The 15,543-nt window shown below is 59.1% G+C and carries 14 protein-coding genes; 5 read left to right on the top strand and 9 right to left on the bottom strand.

The window, feature by feature from the left end; all coding sequences use genetic code 11:
- Nucleotides 1-164: 164 nt before the first annotated feature.
- Nucleotides 165-776, bottom strand: a complete 612-nt coding sequence (gene imuA, locus D0544_RS16740; protein ID WP_164880959.1) for a translesion DNA synthesis-associated protein ImuA — start codon at nt 774-776, stop codon at nt 165-167.
- A gap of 182 nt (nt 777-958) precedes the next feature.
- Here imuA and D0544_RS16735 point away from each other — a divergent pair, with 182 nt between their 5' ends.
- Entirely contained in the window at nt 959-1,993 is a 1,035-nt protein-coding gene (locus tag D0544_RS16735; protein ID WP_125018191.1) for an AraC family transcriptional regulator, read from the top strand.
- On the opposite strand, the gene D0544_RS16730 is transcribed toward D0544_RS16735, so the two are convergent.
- From D0544_RS16730 to tyrS, 4 genes are all read right to left on the bottom strand, one after another.
- Nucleotides 1,984-3,171 carry an MFS transporter gene (locus D0544_RS16730; RefSeq protein WP_125018189.1) on the bottom strand — a complete coding sequence of 396 codons (1,188 nt, stop codon included), beginning with the start codon at nt 3,169-3,171 and terminating at the stop codon, nt 1,984-1,986. The two genes, D0544_RS16735 and D0544_RS16730, sit on opposite strands and share 10 nt — an antisense overlap.
- A 128-nt stretch (nt 3,172-3,299) precedes the next feature.
- The gene (locus D0544_RS16725) at nt 3,300-5,072 is read right to left on the bottom strand and encodes a Vgb family protein (RefSeq protein ID WP_125018187.1); all 1,773 of its coding nucleotides are present in this window, start codon (nt 5,070-5,072) and stop codon (nt 3,300-3,302) included.
- Entirely contained in the window at nt 5,073-6,062 is a 990-nt protein-coding gene (locus D0544_RS16720) for an NAD-dependent epimerase/dehydratase family protein (RefSeq protein ID WP_243647355.1), read from the bottom strand.
- 231 nt (nt 6,063-6,293) lie between these two features.
- The gene (tyrS, locus tag D0544_RS16715; protein WP_125018185.1) at nt 6,294-7,601 is read right to left on the bottom strand and encodes a tyrosine--tRNA ligase; all 1,308 of its coding nucleotides are present in this window, start codon (nt 7,599-7,601) and stop codon (nt 6,294-6,296) included.
- Between the two features lie 344 nt (nt 7,602-7,945).
- Between tyrS and D0544_RS16710 the strand changes: the two genes are divergently transcribed.
- Complete coding sequence (locus D0544_RS16710) at nt 7,946-9,316, top strand: OapA family protein (RefSeq protein WP_207905915.1); 1,371 nt, start codon at nt 7,946-7,948, stop codon at nt 9,314-9,316.
- A 3-nt stretch (nt 9,317-9,319) separates the two neighbouring features.
- The gene (locus D0544_RS16705) at nt 9,320-10,420 is read left to right on the top strand and encodes an anhydro-N-acetylmuramic acid kinase (RefSeq protein ID WP_207905914.1); all 1,101 of its coding nucleotides are present in this window, start codon (nt 9,320-9,322) and stop codon (nt 10,418-10,420) included.
- A gap of 58 nt (nt 10,421-10,478) precedes the next feature.
- On the opposite strand, the gene erpA is transcribed toward D0544_RS16705, so the two are convergent.
- The 4 genes from erpA to argC form a co-directional block, all read right to left on the bottom strand.
- Nucleotides 10,479-10,829 carry an iron-sulfur cluster insertion protein ErpA gene (gene erpA, locus D0544_RS16700; protein ID WP_125018183.1) on the bottom strand — a complete coding sequence of 117 codons (351 nt, stop codon included), beginning with the start codon at nt 10,827-10,829 and terminating at the stop codon, nt 10,479-10,481.
- A gap of 109 nt (nt 10,830-10,938) precedes the next feature.
- Nucleotides 10,939-11,385, bottom strand: coding sequence for a bactofilin family protein (locus D0544_RS16695; RefSeq protein ID WP_125018181.1), 447 nt, complete (start codon nt 11,383-11,385; stop codon nt 10,939-10,941).
- A complete protein-coding gene (locus D0544_RS16690) occupies nt 11,354-12,148 on the bottom strand; it encodes a DUF6776 family protein (protein WP_125018179.1) in 795 nt (264 codons plus the stop codon). The genes D0544_RS16695 and D0544_RS16690 overlap by 32 nt, the downstream gene beginning before the upstream one ends.
- A 15-nt stretch (nt 12,149-12,163) precedes the next feature.
- Nucleotides 12,164-13,210 (bottom strand): N-acetyl-gamma-glutamyl-phosphate reductase, encoded by a 1,047-nt coding sequence (argC, locus tag D0544_RS16685; RefSeq protein WP_125018384.1) that lies wholly within the window; start codon nt 13,208-13,210, stop codon nt 12,164-12,166.
- 127 nt (nt 13,211-13,337) lie between these two features.
- On the opposite strand from argC, the gene D0544_RS16680 reads away from it, so the two are divergent.
- Nucleotides 13,338-15,062, top strand: coding sequence for a chloride channel protein (locus tag D0544_RS16680; RefSeq protein ID WP_125018177.1), 1,725 nt, complete (start codon nt 13,338-13,340; stop codon nt 15,060-15,062).
- Nucleotides 15,063-15,086: 24 nt separating this feature from the next.
- Nucleotides 15,087-15,509 carry a protoporphyrinogen oxidase HemJ gene (gene hemJ / locus D0544_RS16675; protein WP_125018175.1) on the top strand — a complete coding sequence of 141 codons (423 nt, stop codon included), beginning with the start codon at nt 15,087-15,089 and terminating at the stop codon, nt 15,507-15,509.
- Nucleotides 15,510-15,543: the final 34 nt, after the last annotated feature.

Raw genomic sequence — 15,543 nt, 5'->3', positions numbered from 1 at the left:
ACACACCTTCGAAATCCCCTCTCAACGCCAGATTTCCCCCGCCTTGGCGGTGCCTTGTCGTTGAGAAGGACGCGCATTATATAGCGAGCAGCGACTTCGTCAACTCCCTTTTCTGTGCCTTTGCGCAGAATAGGTATATCTACTTACGATCACCGCAGCCAGTTTCAGTGCCGCACCCAGGGGCCCCTAATGACCCCCTCCGCTATCTCCCCTGATGGGGCCATCTTTTCATGGTTTTCGAGCTGTACCGCAAAGCGAGGTACCGGCCACCCCCCCTGCCTTTTTAGCACTTCCACATCCACACCCTTTTCCCCTTCACTCAGCCTTACACACAGCGGTGCCAGAAAAGGTAAACTTCCAAAACGCTTATGGCGAAGCAGAAGGCACAGGCTTCCCCCCTCACTGGCAGCAGCCTGAAGCCGCTCCATTGCATTCAGATCCAGATCATTTAGCCAACCCAACACACCACTACACTGTCCAGCCAGGAGCGCCTGCTCGATAACCCCCACGCGATCCTGCACAGATTCGGCCCGGACCACCAGCACGCGCGAAAGGTTCACACCCGCTGCTCGCAAAACGTCGGCACTGGGCATCAACGGGGGTGCAACCCACAATAACCAGCGCTCCTGCTGCTGGCTGAGCAGGGCCAGCACCGGAAGCAGAAGGCGCAACTCCTTACCCGCCTCCCCGTCACAGTGCAGGTCGGTCACGGCTCCGACAGGCCAGCCGCCACCCGGCAGCTCTTCATCCAGACGGCTGTACCCAGTGGAGATCACAGACCCGTTTATAGGCGCCCAACCATCATTCGCCCGAAAAGCCCGCACACCCGTTCGACCCTTGAATTGCATAGCGCACCTCCAATACTGTATAGACAACCAGTATTGTATATATAAACAGCTAATGCAAGCCATCCCCTTCGCTGGCACAGCATAGGCTCGATTTGCTAGCATCCCCCGATATGAAACCTAGCGCTCAAGCTGAGGTCAGCGTCAGCCTGACCAACACACTACTGGACACTGCCGTCGAGCTGGGCCTGGATCGCCTAGAGCTGTCCGACGCCTGCGGCCTGGCGCCCGAGCAACTCTGCAACCCCGACAACCGCATCCCCTTCCTGGTGCAGGAAAGACTGTGGGAAGAGATTATCCGTCATCGTCCCGACACCCCCGTTGGACTGTTGATGGGGATGCGGACCGAACCGGGTAGTTTTAATGTGTTGGGATACATCGCCATGAACAGCGCCACCCTGGAGGAGGCCTTCTGCCATGTGCAGCAATATCAGAACCTGGTCGGTGAAGGCGGCTCAATCGTCCAGGATGAGCGCGCGCCGGACCACTGCTTACTGCGCTATGACCCCCTGCACCCGGACCACACATGCACTCATCAGCGGGTTGCTGCGATACTCAGCAGCTGGATAAAGATGGGGCAGTGGCTGGTAGAGGGGTTTTCCGTGGACGCGATCTGCTTTAGCGCACAGGCCCCAGCCTACGCTGACCAGTATGAGTCGATGCTGGGCTACCCGGTACGTTTCGACGCAACAGAAAATGCACTCATTCTCCCTGCGGGAATGCGAAACCAGCCAATCCGCCAGGCCAACAGCACCCTGTGCACCCTGCTACGCGCCCAAGCCGACAAACTGATTATCCAGCTCAAAGACAGCTCCTTCAGCCAACAGGTGGTCAGCCTGATCAACCAGCAACTGATGGGGCAAGAGCCAGACAAACAGCGCATCGCCCACGCCCTCAATATGAGCGCACGCACCCTGCAGCGAAAGCTTGATGAGGAGGGAACCAGTTACCAGAAACTGCTTAACAGGACCCGCCATCAACTGGCGCTGGAGTACCTGGAGCGCAGCGAAATCAGTTACGGGGAGATCGCCTTTATGCTGGGATTTACCGAGCCCAGCGCATTCTATCGAGCCTTTAAAAAATGGACCGGACAAACCCCCGGCCAGTATCGCCACTCACTTCAGTCGAGCTCGCCAGATCAGGCATAACGGCGCAGGACTCCCATTCGCCACCAGGCCAACCCGCCCAACAAAAGCAGGATCGCCGCTGCCAGCGACAACCCTGAGGCCGGAGAGATAAATTCCAGCACCACACCACAAAGAAGCCCCGAGGTCGCCGGCAGCACCTGGGTACTGATGGTGTACATGCTCATCACCCGCCCCCGATAGCGGTCTTCGGCGTTAAGCTGCAACGCCGCCACAATCAAGCTGACCGATACCCCTGCAAAGATGCCCGCCAGCAGCAACCAAACACTGGCCTGCCACAGCACATCACTAAAGCTAAACGCCAGCATGAGCAAGGAGGAGAGCAGCAGTGAGCCGATCACCGCCTTTCCCTGGTGCAATCGCTTTCCAAACAGCATGCACACCAGCCCTCCTGCAAAAAGCGCGACCGCCATCACCGCCAGCAGCCCTCCCCGCTGCATGGGCGTCAACTCCAGCACATCAAGGGCGAAGCGAGGGATCATCACCTGTACCGGCCCCATCACCGAGTAGACGATCAGCGTCAATAGCAGCAGCTGCAACATCAGCGGATTGCCGAGTATGTAACGCAACCCGCCGCGCACATCGCTCCACACAGAGGCCGAGGGCAACTCCGGAACAGTAACCCTAATCCCGCTCAACAGCAGGCTGGCCAGAATAAACAGCAACAATACAGCCCCCAGCGGGCCAGGCCATCCAAAACTGCCTCGCAGCAATGCAATCAGTATCGGCGCCAGGCCAAACCCCACCATCACCAGCACATTGAATAGCACCGACACGCCGTGCAGGCGATCAAGGGGGACAAGCCGGCCCAACAGCGCCAACCGCGCGGGAGCGATAAAACACCAGGCGACTCCGGCAACGGTTGACGCTAACAGGAAGATAGCAACCCTCGACAGCGGTCCCCACTCAAGGTACTGCAACAACAACATCAGTAAAGCCGCCACAACAAACAGAATCTGGGACAGCAGGATCAACATTGATGGTGACTGGCGATCACAGAGTGCCCCCGCGTACCAGCCGACCAAGAGCGGCGCCCCCCCAAAACTGAGGAAGAAGCCAACGCCCGCCAGCAGGTCAGAACCCAACACCTCCTGGGCATAAAAGATCACGCTGTAATTCATCACGTGACCCGCTACGAAGGCAAAGAAACAGGAGAGAAGGAATCGGGGCACTACATACATAGACAGGCCTTGTGAGCAAGCGGGTACGAACCGGAAAGTGAGAACAAGCGACCCCCGACAGGGCCCGCATCACCAGCCCGCCTCATGGCGACTTTTGGCGAATGGGACCTGTTCATCGGGGCCAGCGATCAGGAGCCGGGGGCGATATGAATCAGCGTCGGCTGCCCATCCTCGATATGCCAACTGGGGAAGTTCGAGTTGGTGGTAAAGATAGTTCCATCCTGGGCGATCTCGACATCCCGTGTGAAGGTTACCCGCCGCGGCAGAGGGAACACTCGCCAACTTTTCTGCTGGATATCAAACCGCAGCAGAGTATCGGATGCGTTACCGTTCACCCAAACCCGATCCCGCTCACGATCGACATTGAGCGAATAGGGCGTGTCACTGCCCAGCGGTTCAGTAGGCATATCATAACGGGTGAAGGTCTCCGCCCCGGGGTCAAACTCAACAACCTGCCCTTCGGGGAAGGCCGCAATCCACAAATGCCCGCGGGAATCGGCCCGCAACCTGCGCGGCCCCTTGAAGGGGGTTGGAATCATCCGCACCTCCCCGGTTTGCGGGTCAATCTTGCCGATGGCGTCGGTGTGCAGGCGCGCAAACCAGACCGATCCATCGGGAGCCACATCAATCCCGTAGGGTAGAGGCAGCCCCATCGACTCCTTGTCGATCGGAAGCAGGTGCAGCGGTACCCCCCAACGGGCCAGCTGGAGAATAAAGCTACTGGCACCGATGGTCAGGCTTTCCTTGAAACTGCGGGCGGGCAGATCGTAGTAGGTAAACTCCCCGCTCTGGCGATCGAACATCGCCACCTGGTTTGAGATCGCCAGGGTAAACCAGACCCTGTCCTGCTGGTCCACCCGCACCGTGTGGGGATAAAACCCCTCCTCCATCGGGTGGACGGTAAACTCCTTGCTGACCGGATCAAACTCCAGCAGCGCCTGCTGCACAGAAGGCGTAATAAAGATATGACCATCCCTGGGCGACTCGGCAAAGGAGTGAATCCCCATATAGCTTTCATGCTTGGGGAACTGCTTCAGCTTACCCGCCAGGATACCACCCAGCTCGTAGCCCGGGTTGGGTAGCCTATAGACACGGTACTCACCGCTGGTCGGATCAATCTCGTAGAGGCGATCCTGCAGGTTGTCACCCACGTAAACCAGCCCATTCGATGCCACTAACAGGTCATGCATTTGCGAAAAACTATCACCAATAGCCAGCTCCTTGATCTGCGTATCTGCAAGTTGAGGCTGCCATGGCTTTTCGGCGGGAATCAGTTCGGGGTGTTCACGTAGCTTGCGGTAGCCCTCCTCCAACAGATCGGGCAGTCGCTCCTGAGCCTCATCGTGCAAACGCGAGCCGTAGCCGATCATGCGCTCAAAGGTGTTGCTCCACTCGTCGGCACTGCGTTGCCAGCGGATGTATTTGGTCCCCTGCTGATGACAGAAGCCACATTGCAACACAAAGTGCTTCTTCAGCTCCTCATCCCCCTCAAGGTCCAGCGCCGCCAGCCAGGTATTGGCCGCCCGACTGGCCGCCAGTTTTGCCGGATCGGTTTCCCGCTCCATGGTCAGGGAAAAATTCTGTTCGCTGGTAGGGGCTACCACCACATCCTTATATCCCTGCTTGCGCAGCCGGTATCGTACCGGCTGGTTGTAGGGCATATCGGGCCAGGCCAGGACCCCATCCGAACCACTGAAGCGGGTATACTCGAACAGCCCCCGGTTAACCACGCCATGGGGAGCATAGCCATTATCAGACTTGTCCAGGGCAAAGGTTTCCGTGGGGTAGGCGCTGACCATAACCGTGGCAAGCGGCTGCCCCTGCTCATCCTGGATCCTGAAGTCCACTGCCTGGGCCGGGACGGACAGTGCGACCAACAGGGGAATCATGGTGCATCTCATTCAGGCAACCTCCTGCCGTGATTCGCGTGCGGCCAGATAGGCGTCGAAGGCCTGCTCGCTAGTGTACTGGGGAACATAGCCAAACTCGGCTTTCAGGCGCCGATTGTCCAACACTGGACGATAACTGATGAACTTCACCTGCTCGGGCCCATACTGATTCAGCCCCAAAGGCTTGAGCACTGAGAGCGCGCCGCGAATGAACCAGGCCGGCAAGGGCAGATAGGGTTTACCCAACCTGGCGGCCAACTGGGCCATGGTGAGGGCACCATCCCCCGCCACATTGTAAATACCGGCCCGGCGCTGCTCTACCCCCCGGGCAATGATCTGCACCAGGTCCTGATCCCAGATAAAGACAAAAGGGCTCAGGCATCCGGCCACACCAATGATGCAGCGCTGCTCGAAAAGATTGGTAATCTGGTTACTGGCGGTCGCACCCAGCACCGTACCGGGGCGTAAGACCAGCTGCCGGAGCTGCGGCTGCTGCTGGCGATACTCCGCCAACAGCTCCTCCACCAGGCGTTTATGGGCCGAATAGGCAAAACTGTCATTGCCCCTGAGTGGATCGCTCTCGCTTAACCATTCGGGATTATCCGCATGGTAGCCATAGGCAGCCCCACTGGTGGTGGCCACGATCTGCTCGACCCCCGCCATCACGGCAGCCTCCAGCACACAGCGGGTGCCCACCACATCGATCTCGTACTGAGTGTCACGCCCCATCCCCGGGGGGGGGACCACGATTGACGCCAGGTGAACCAGGGTATCGATCCGCTCCTCCTGCAGCAGCGCACAGAGCGCCGACTGGTCACGTACATCCAGCCGCTCAAAGCGGTCCGCCATCTCAGCCACCGCCGGTGAAGGACGCACATCCGTGGCGACCAGATGCCATCCGGGCTGCCGATCAGACAGCCACTGCACCAGCTGGGTGCCTATAAATCCGGTGGCTCCTGTGATCAACACCCTGGGTGCCGGCTTCATCGCTTGCGCTACCATGTTCTCCCCGTACGATCGTTATTGTCTTGATGGGGTAACAGCTTAGCTCTGGTCAACCGTCACCGCAGTGACCCTATAAGCCAACTCAGTGACCATAAGGGTCACGCACGGAGATTAAAGCAGGAATCGCATAGCCGGTGTGCGGCGCAAGTCGAAGGGATAAGCGAAGGTGTGGGCGGGGAAATGGCTTGTCGATGGCGGCGCACCGGAGGGTGCGCCGCTTTTTGCCGCTCAGGGGAGTTGCAGCAGGTGATACTTCTTCTTGCCCAGCTTGACGATAAAGTAGCGCCCAAACAGCGCCTGATCGGCGGCAAAGAGTTGCGCCAGTTGCATATTGTGCTCCATTGAGCACGCCTTGCCATTGACCAGAACCGCGTTGCGGCCCAGTGCGTCCTTCACCTGCTTGCCAGAGGGCGCCATCCCCACCTCGGCCAGCAACTGGGTCAGGGGCTTGCCTTCGAAGGTGCTGGGGTCGAGGGTATCGGAGGGCAGCCCATCCAGAGCCAACTGTTGCAGGTCCTGCTCCGAGAGGGTTTCGATGCCATCGTTGAAGAGGGCTTCGGTGATGCGCAAAGCCGCCTGCAACCCCTCATCACCATGCACCAGGCGGGTCACTTCGGTGGCCAGGATCTTCTGCGCCGACTTGGCACCCTGGGTCTCGGCATCACGCTGCTCGATCGCCTCTATCTCGGCCACATCCAGGAAGGTGAAGTAGCGCAGGAACTTGTAGACATCCGCATCGGCGGTATTGATCCAGAACTGGTAGAACGCGTATTGGGAGGTCTTGCGCGAATCCAGCCAGATGGTGCCGCTTTCGGTCTTGCCGAACTTGGTGCCGTCGGCCTTGGTGACCAGCGGCAGGGTCATCCCGAACACCTGGTTTCCGTTCATACGGCGGGTCAGCTCGGTACCCCCGGTGATATTGCCCCACTGGTCGCTGCCACCGATCTGCAGTACGCAGTTGTGACGACGGTTAAGCTCGGCAAAGTCGTAGCTCTGCAGCAGCATGTAGGTGAACTCGGTATAGGAGATACCCGACTCGTCACGGTCGATCCGCTGGCGCACCGACTCCTTCTTGATCATGCTGTTGACGGAGAAGTACTTGCCCACGTCCCGCAGGAAGGTCAGCACATCCATGCCGCCGATCCAGTCAAGATTGTTCACCACCTCGGCGGCATTATCCCCGCATTCGAAGTCGACAAACTGGCTCACCTGGGTGCGAATCTTATCCACCCACCCCTCGACCACATCGCGGGTGTTGAGGGAACGCTCCTGCGCCTTGAAACTGGGGTCACCGATCAGGCCCGTTGCACCACCTACCAGCGCCAGGGGTTTATGGCCCGCCAGCTGGAAGCGCTTGAGGGCCAGCAGGGGAACCAGGCTGCCGATGTGCAGGCTGTCGGCGGTCGGATCAAAGCCGCAATACAGGGTGCAGATACCGCTGTCCAGCTGGTCGGAAAGCTCCTGTTCCGCCGTCATCTGCGCAACCAGGCCCCTGGCCTGCAGATCCCTTAGTAGTGCGTTTTGCCCTTGAGACATCAAAAACCCCAACTATTCAATAGGTTACGATCAATTTAACGATTCCGATGGACATCCAACCGATGGAGCCTTATCGGGAGCGCTGATATTACAGAAACCCACATGAAATTCCAGCCCAGCCCCGTTGCCAGGGCTGTGGAAAGCGCTCTTTAGAACGATTGCGGTTAACAGCACCTCTATTAGAATGTTATCCTCTTATATCAATCGGCTCTCACATGCCCATGGCCGTGGTTGAACCACTGCCTATTTTCGAAAGAAAGTCACCCATCCCCCTTGAATGTTCTTTTTTTTGGTTATACTTTAGCCACTTACCAGATTATTCGAGAAAGTACTGGAAGTTGTTTATGGATCACCCTGATTCCAAACTGAGCGCTGCGGTCCGCGCCTTTCCGAGAAAGCACCTGATGCTCGCCTCCGGGCTGGCCAGCCTGGTAGGCGCTGCGCTGCTCCTGCTTCCTTCGGGGCAGGTCCAGGCCGAGCGTGAGGAGATCCCGCTGACGCTTGAACTGGCCGGCGGCGATACCCCCAGCCCCAGCCTGGCCAAACTGCAGGATACAAACGCGTTGCCGGTTGAGCAGCCCGCGGTGATCAGAACTTCGGTTGCCCCGCAAGAGTCCCTGCGGTGGGACAGCGTCAAGATCCGCCCCGGTAGCACACTCTCCACCATTTTTCGCCAGCAGGGCCTTAGCCCGAGCCTGCTGCACACTCTGGTCACCAGTAGCGAGCAAGGCAAACTCCTGAACCGGGTCAGCCCCGGCCAGAAGATCGAGTTCCTCCAAAGCCAGGATGGAGCGATCAACAAGATCCGTTACGTCCGCAATCGTCTGGAGTCGGTGGTGTTCACCCGCAGTGGCGAGGGTTTTAGCGCAGAAGAGATCACCCTTACCCCCAATGCCCGACAAACCTTTGCCGAGGCGGAGATCAACCACTCACTGTTTGTCGCCGCCCAAAACGCCGGCATGAGTGAAAACGTCACCATGAAACTGGCCAACATCTTCGGCTGGGATATCGACTTCGCCCTTGATATCCGTAAAGGGGACAGTTTCCGTGTGATCTATGAAGAGAACTTTCTCGAGGGAGAAAAGATCTCCGATGGCGAAATCGTAGCGGCCCAGTTCATCAACCAGGGCCAGGTCTATACCGCCGTGCGCTACACCGACAGCAAGGGGCGCACCGATTACTACTCCCCCGATGGCCGCAGCATGCGCAAAGCCTTCCTGCGCTCTCCAGTGGATTTTGCCCGCATCAGTTCGCGCTTTAACCTCAGCCGTAAGCACCCGGTTCTCAACAAGATTCGCGCTCATAAGGGGGTCGACTACGCTGCCACGACCGGCACCCCGATTCGAGCCGCTGGTGATGGCAAGGTGATCCACGCGACCCTCAAGGGTGGCTATGGCAAGACGGTGATTATCCAGCACGGCCAGCGCTACAGCACCCTCTATGCTCACCTGAGCAAATATGGTCGAGGAATTCGCAGCGGTAAACAGGTCAAGCAGGGACAGATCATCGGTTACGTAGGCGCTACCGGCCTGGCAACAGGCCCCCATCTGCACTACGAGTTCCGCGAGAACGGGGTGCACGTCAACCCCATGACCGTAAAGCTGCCCAGCGCCCAGCCAATCCCTAAGCAGGAGCTGGCTGCGTTCCAGAGCGAGACCCAGCTGCTGCTCAGCCAGCTTGAGCAGCCTACGGCCATCCTGGCTTTGAATGACTAGACGATGACCCCCCGGCCGCTCACCATCGGCTTGATGTCAGGCACCAGCCTTGACGGCGTCGATGGCGTGCTGGCCGACTTTACCAGCCCGAACCCCCTTATTGCGGCCACCAGCCTCGATTTTCCACCAGCGTTGCGTAGCCAACTGCTGCAGCTTTGCCGTTCCGGACCCAACGAGGTTGAACGGATCGCCGCCGTTGAGCCCGAACTGACCCGGCTCTACGCGCAGGTGGTACTTGACCTCCTTGCTAGCGCAGCGCTCAACAGCAGCGCTATTGCGGCCATTGGCTGCCACGGCCAAACCATCCGTCACCTTCCCGAGCAGGGCTTCAGCCTACAGATTGGTAACCCCAGCTTGTTGGCTGAGCTCACCGGCATCCCGGTAGTGGCCGACTTCCGCCGTCGTGACCTGGCGGCAGGCGGCGAAGGGGCACCACTGGTGCCGGCGTTCCATCGTGCCTATTTCTCCAGCCCGGAGGAGAACCGAATGGTGGTCAATATCGGTGGTATGGCCAACATCAGTTGCCTGCCAAGCGCCGGCACGGTCACCGGCTTTGATACCGGGCCCGGCAATATCCTGATGGACGCGTGGTGCGAGCAACACCGGGGAACGGCCTATGACGACCGAGGGCTTTGGGCAGCCAGTGGCACCGTAGATCAAAGACTGCTGAAGAGCCTGCTGGCAGATGACTATTTCCTGCGTTCCCCGCCCAAAAGCACCGGCCGTGAAAGGTTCAACCGCGACTGGCTTGAGCAGCACCTGAGCCACCATCCGGGCCTTGCATGCCAGGATGTACAGGCGACCCTGCTGGAGCTGAGTGCGCGCAGCATCAGCGACGCCATCGCTCGCTGGGGTGTGGCGGATGCCGACTGCTTTCTCTGTGGCGGGGGAGCCTACAACGATACCCTGCTGGCCCGGCTACAAGCCCTGATGCCGGAACGAACGGTAGTGACCACCACCGACTTGGGAATAGAGCCGCGGTGGGTGGAAGGGGCCACCTTTTCCTGGCTGGCACTGCAGCACCTTAAGGGAATGCCCGGTAACCTGGAGGCGGTCACCCGCGCCCGCGGAGGACGCATTCTGGGCGGCCTCTACCCAGCCTAGAAAAAGGCTGTTGGTGCCGTCTGAAAAAGGCCTTCCAGGCCCCAATCACGGAAAACAATCAGATAGAGAAGGAGGAGCCACAACCACAGGTGGTTGAGGCGTTGGGGTTATTCACGACGAAACGTGAACCCTCAAGCCCCTCCATGTAGTCGACAGTGGCACCGACCAGGTACTGGTAGCTCAGGGAATCCACCAACAGGGTTACCCCCAAATTCTCGATCACGGTATCCTCTTCGGACACCTCCTCATCGAAGGAGAACCCATACTGAAAGCCGGAGCAGCCGCCACCGGTAACAAACACCCGCAGCTTCAAATCGCCATTGCCCTCCTCCTCGATCAGAGAGGTTGCTTTCTCCACAGCCCGAGGGGTCAGGTTGAGGGGAGAGGGAATAAAGGTCTGTGCTGTCATCTCGTATTCACCGACTGGAACTGCGTTGGCGCCATTATCCAATTAACCAACGATAATAGTCAACTATTCACCACATTACTCTTGTGCCGCTGCGGGTCAAAGCAGAAGCTCACAGCAGCGGGTCGGCCTCGGCAGCGATCTCCATCCGCTCCTGCTCCTGGCGTGCAGCAGGAGCTGAGGCAACCTGGGGCTCCGGGGAATACTCGAGACTGCCATTCACCTGCGCACCCATCACCATCTCGATCAACTTGTAGAACACGTTACCATTGACCTCGGCCTGGGCGGCCAGCTCCAGATGCTCGGAAGAGTGTACATCGCCGGTCACCTTGCCGTTGATAATAATGTGCGGTGAACGAATCTCGCCCTCAACGTAGCCGTTGTCGGCAATGCGAACCAGCCCTTCAGCGGCCGTGACATTACCGATCACCCGCCCTTCGATCTGCAAAGCGCCTTCAAACTGCAGGTCACCATTGACCGTCGCGCCATTCGCTATCAGGGTGGTGCGATCCCCATACTTTTCAATATTAATCGCCTTGGGTTTTACTTTCCGACGCATCTGCAACTGTCTCCTCAAACTGCCATGGAATTTTTTGCTCTACTCGCTTGGGCTTGGGCCCCCGCGACTGGGCAACAACCAACACATAATCGGGCTCAAAACCCTCCGGAATCACCAGCTCCGCAAAGCGCTCATCCGGGCCCGGGATATTCTGGAAATAGCGAAAGCCCAAGCGGATATTCTGTTCCGATACTTCATCTGAAAGGTCCTTGAGCGCCAACGACTTCTCAATCCCCTCCTGACGACCCACCACCGATACCGTGGCCAGCCCCGATAGCAAGCTGTTGTTATCCGAAACCTGGGTCAACATCAGCTTGAGCCGGTAGTGGCCAGGTTGCTCGGCTCGCTGCAGGTCATATTTCTGTATTCTTAACCCCTTGTCGGCGGACTTGGGGGCCATAATATTTTTGTAGAAGGCGAGGTCCTGCTGCAGCTGGAACTTCTCCTCCTCAAGCTGTTTGATGGTCAGGCGAACCGTGTCGGTGGACTGGCGATCAATATCGGCACCCACTCGCAGAGTGGTCACCTCCTGTGCCAGCGCCTCGATTTCAGCCCGTTTCTCGGCCAGCTCGGCACGCAGCAGATCCCGCTCCACCAAAGCCGACTGCTGGGAAGCCATCCCCAGGTATTCCCCCAGCAGGAAGCTGCCCACCGAAAAGAGCCCAAACAGCAGCCAGTACACCAGCCTCTTCGCCAGCCGCTTACCTGGCTGGTCGGGTACAACGATCAGGTGTTCCTGTTTGCTTCCGGTCACTTGTGGCATATTCGATCCTCTTCCCTAAGGCATCAGTGCAACCATATCAAGCCCGCTCTTCTCATTGAGACCGAACATGATATTCATATTCTGCACTGCCTGCCCCGCAGCCCCCTTCACCAGGTTATCAATAACCGACAGCACCACCACCCGGTTTCGACCCTGGGGTCGATAGAGAGCGATTCGGCAGAGGTTAGCACCACGTACGGAGCGCGTCTCCGGCAGAGACCCTGCAGGCATCACATCAACGAACTGCTCATCCCGATATCGCTGCTCAAACAGTGCCTGAAGATCCTCCACCTCCTGGGTAAGGCTGGCATAGAGCGTGGCGTGTATGCCGCGAATCATTGGCGTCAGGTGAGGCACAAAGGTCAGCTCAGGGGCAGTAGTGTGCCCTCTAGCCCGGGAGATTGCTGTTAAGCCCTGCTCAATTTCAGGCAGATGACGATGACCGGAAACCCCGTAGGCCTTGAAACTTTCACTGGCCTCGCACAGCAGCGCGTCAATCTTGGCCTGGCGCCCGGCTCCGCTGACACCGGACTTGGTGTCAGCCACCAGGCTCCGGGGATCAACCACCCCGGCTTCCAGCAACGGCAGCAGCCCAAGCTGTACGGCGGTGGGGTAGCAACCGGGGTTGGCCACCAGACGCGCAGCGGCGATCTGTTCGCGGTTCACCTCCGGCAGCCCATAGACCGCCTCCGCCAACAACTCATGGCAGGCGTGCTCCATGCCGTACCACTGCTTCCACTGGGCAGGGTCCTTGAGGCGAAAGTCAGCCGCGAGGTCGATCACCTTTACGCCGGCGGCCAGCAGATCGGGCACCTGCTGCATGGCAATGCCGTTGGGGGTGGCAAAGAACACCAGGTCACACTGGCTGAGGGACTCCAGGCTGGGTTCCACAAAACAGAGGTCGGTGTGGCCCCTCAGGTTGGGGTACAGGGAAGAGACCGGCATCCCCTGCTCTGCACGAGAGGTCACCACCTCGAGGGATACCTGCGGATGCATCACCAGCAACCGCAACAACTCAACACCGGTGTACCCGGTACCGCCCACGACGCCTACTTTGATCATCGACACACCACCCGCCTCCTGCCCTAGCATGCTGTTTTAACCACTGAAATCATAATGATTTATGTTTTACTAACAAACCCGCATAATAACATGCCCACGCGCAATAGTTGCATCGTTTAAGGCCCCAATGCGTCGCCCCTCTCCCCCCCAGATCATGAACCAGTTTCGCCTCCGCCTGGCCAACGCAGAAGCCGTTCCCCAGCTGGCATTACTCGGTATCCTCAGTGGTCTCATCACCGGCGCGGTCATCATCCTCTTTCGCCAACTGCTGGGTTGGATGCTGGGAACCGGCCTTCCGGAAGGTAACGACGAGAATTTCGAAGGGTTAGCCGATCACTGGCGACTGTTACTGCCCATTGCCGGATCGCTGGTGCTGGTCCTCCTGTTTGCCCTGATCGCCCCCCGGCATCGGCAGACAGGGATCGCCCATGTGATTGAGCGCATGGCTCTGCACCAGGGCCACCTGCCCTTCAAAAATATGCTGGTGCAGTTTGTCGGTGCCCTGATCGCGCTGGCCAGTGGTCACTCCTCCGGGCGCGAGGGTCCGGCAGTCCACCTTGGGGCAGCGGGCAGTAGCGGGCTTGGCCACTGGCTGCGCCTGCCCAACAATAGTGTGCGTACCCTGGTAGGATGCGGCAGCGCGGCAGCCATCTCCGCCGCCTTCAACACCCCCATAGCCGGTGTCATCTTTGCGATGGAGGTGGTGATGATGGAGTACACCATTAGCGGCTTCATCCCGGTGATTCTCGCCTCTGTGATTGCGGCCTTTATGACCGCGCTGGTCTATGGCTCCGAGCACGCCTTTGTAATTCCCCTCATCGAGATGCGAACCCTGCTGGAGTTTCCGCTGGTGATTCTCTGCGGCCTGGCCATCGGATGCCTGGCCGCAAGCTTTATCTGGCTCAGCAAACAGATCAACCGTCGTGCCCCCTCCCCCTACTGGTTCCGCCTGCCACTGGCGGGTGTGCTGACCGGTCTGGTGGCACTGCAGTTCCCGCAGGTGATGGGGATCGGCTACGACACCATCAGCGACATCCTTTTCAATACCGTCGGCCTCGAATTCCTGCTCTTGCTGGTGCTGGCCAAACTGCTGGTATCGGCTGCCGCCTGCGGCCTCGGAGTGCCGGCTGGCACGATCGGCCCCAGCCTCTTTCTTGGCGCCTGCCTGGGGGGCGCCATTGGCCTGATATCGCAGATCTTGTACAGTGGCCCCAGTTCCGGCAGCGGTTTTTACGCCATGCTGGGTATGGGTGCCATGATGGCGGCGGTCCTGCAGGCGCCGCTGGCTGCCCTGATGGCAGTGATGGAGCTGACCCACAACCCCAACATTATTCTACCCGCCATGCTGGCGGTGGTGATTGCCTCGCTCACCAGCCGTTACCTACTCGGGCAGGGCTCGCTGTTTGCCGAGCTGCTGGGACGCGAAATGGCCGACCCACGCTCGCTGCTGGAGCAGGGACTGCACCGGGAAGGGGTCGCCAACATCATGGATGGCGGGCTGGTGCACCTGCCTCGCCAGTGCCCGTTGGCACTGGCACAGGAGCTCCTAAGAGATGCTCACAAATGGGTGGTCGTTGTGGAGGAGGAGTCTCCCCGCTGGATCTTCCGGGCGGACGAGCTTCGACTGCAGATGACCGAGCCCGACCGCCCCGAGGCCTTGGACCTGCTCTCAATTCCGGCGCTACGCAAGGATATTGCGCCGATCTCGGACCAGGCAACCGTGCAGGAGGCGCTGCAAGCGCTCCATGATGCGGGAACGGAAGCGCTCTACGTACGGGACCGCAAAAGCAACCGCGCCATCGGTATTGTGACCCAGGAGTTTATCCAGCAACATTACCGACTCTACCAATAACGCTGTATCGAGTAAGGACTCACTATGCTCTGGGTAAAAGCCTTTCACATCATCGCGGTCATCTGCTGGTTTGCCGCGCTCTTCTACCTGCCACGCCTTTTTGTGTACCACGCCATGAGCGAGGACGAAATCAGCCGAGAGCGGTTCAAGGTGATGGAGCGCAAGCTCTACCGCGGCATTGGCACCCCCTCCATGCTCCTCACCCTGGTGCTGGGTTTTTGGCTGGTCTCCTACAACCACGACTACTACGAAGCCTCTGCCTGGTTCCACGCCAAACTGACCCTGGTGGCCCTGCTGGTGATCTACCACTTCCTCTGCGGGCGCATGGTAAAAACCTTCGCTGCCGATGCCAACACCCGCTCCCATGTGTACTATCGCTGGTTTAACGAGGTACCGGTGCTGATGCTGGTGGGTATCGTGGTACTGGTGGTGGTGCGCCCCTTCTAACGCGACTTGCGCCGCCACGGCGGCGCAGCCATGG

Origin of the sequence: Aestuariirhabdus litorea, from assembly GCF_003864255.1 — a bacterium.
Taxonomy (GTDB): domain Bacteria; phylum Pseudomonadota; class Gammaproteobacteria; order Pseudomonadales; family Aestuariirhabdaceae; genus Aestuariirhabdus; species Aestuariirhabdus litorea.
This window is presented reverse-complemented; position numbering and strand designations above follow the sequence as displayed.

Bases quoted from the DNA above. Each gene is read 5' to 3' on its own strand.
- D0544_RS16690 (WP_125018179.1), bottom strand. From the start codon at position 12,148: ATGCCACAAGTGACCGGAAGCAAACAGGAACACCTGATCGTTGTACCC.
- D0544_RS16710 (WP_207905915.1), top strand. From the start codon at position 7,946: ATGGATCACCCTGATTCCAAACTGAGCGCTGCGGTCCGCGCCTTTCCG.
- D0544_RS16725 (WP_125018187.1), bottom strand. From the start codon at position 5,072: ATGAGATGCACCATGATTCCCCTGTTGGTCGCACTGTCCGTCCCGGCC.
- D0544_RS16720 (WP_243647355.1), bottom strand. From the start codon at position 6,062: ATGGTAGCGCAAGCGATGAAGCCGGCACCCAGGGTGTTGATCACAGGA.
- D0544_RS16680 (WP_125018177.1), top strand. From the start codon at position 13,338: ATGCGTCGCCCCTCTCCCCCCCAGATCATGAACCAGTTTCGCCTCCGC.
- D0544_RS16705 (WP_207905914.1), top strand. From the start codon at position 9,320: ATGACCCCCCGGCCGCTCACCATCGGCTTGATGTCAGGCACCAGCCTT.
- argC (WP_125018384.1), bottom strand. From the start codon at position 13,210: ATGATCAAAGTAGGCGTCGTGGGCGGTACCGGGTACACCGGTGTTGAG.
- tyrS (WP_125018185.1), bottom strand. From the start codon at position 7,601: ATGTCTCAAGGGCAAAACGCACTACTAAGGGATCTGCAGGCCAGGGGC.
- erpA (WP_125018183.1), bottom strand. From the start codon at position 10,829: ATGACAGCACAGACCTTTATTCCCTCTCCCCTCAACCTGACCCCTCGG.
- D0544_RS16730 (WP_125018189.1), bottom strand. From the start codon at position 3,171: ATGTATGTAGTGCCCCGATTCCTTCTCTCCTGTTTCTTTGCCTTCGTA.
- hemJ (WP_125018175.1), top strand. From the start codon at position 15,087: ATGCTCTGGGTAAAAGCCTTTCACATCATCGCGGTCATCTGCTGGTTT.
- D0544_RS16735 (WP_125018191.1), top strand. From the start codon at position 959: ATGAAACCTAGCGCTCAAGCTGAGGTCAGCGTCAGCCTGACCAACACA.
- D0544_RS16695 (WP_125018181.1), bottom strand. From the start codon at position 11,385: ATGCGTCGGAAAGTAAAACCCAAGGCGATTAATATTGAAAAGTATGGG.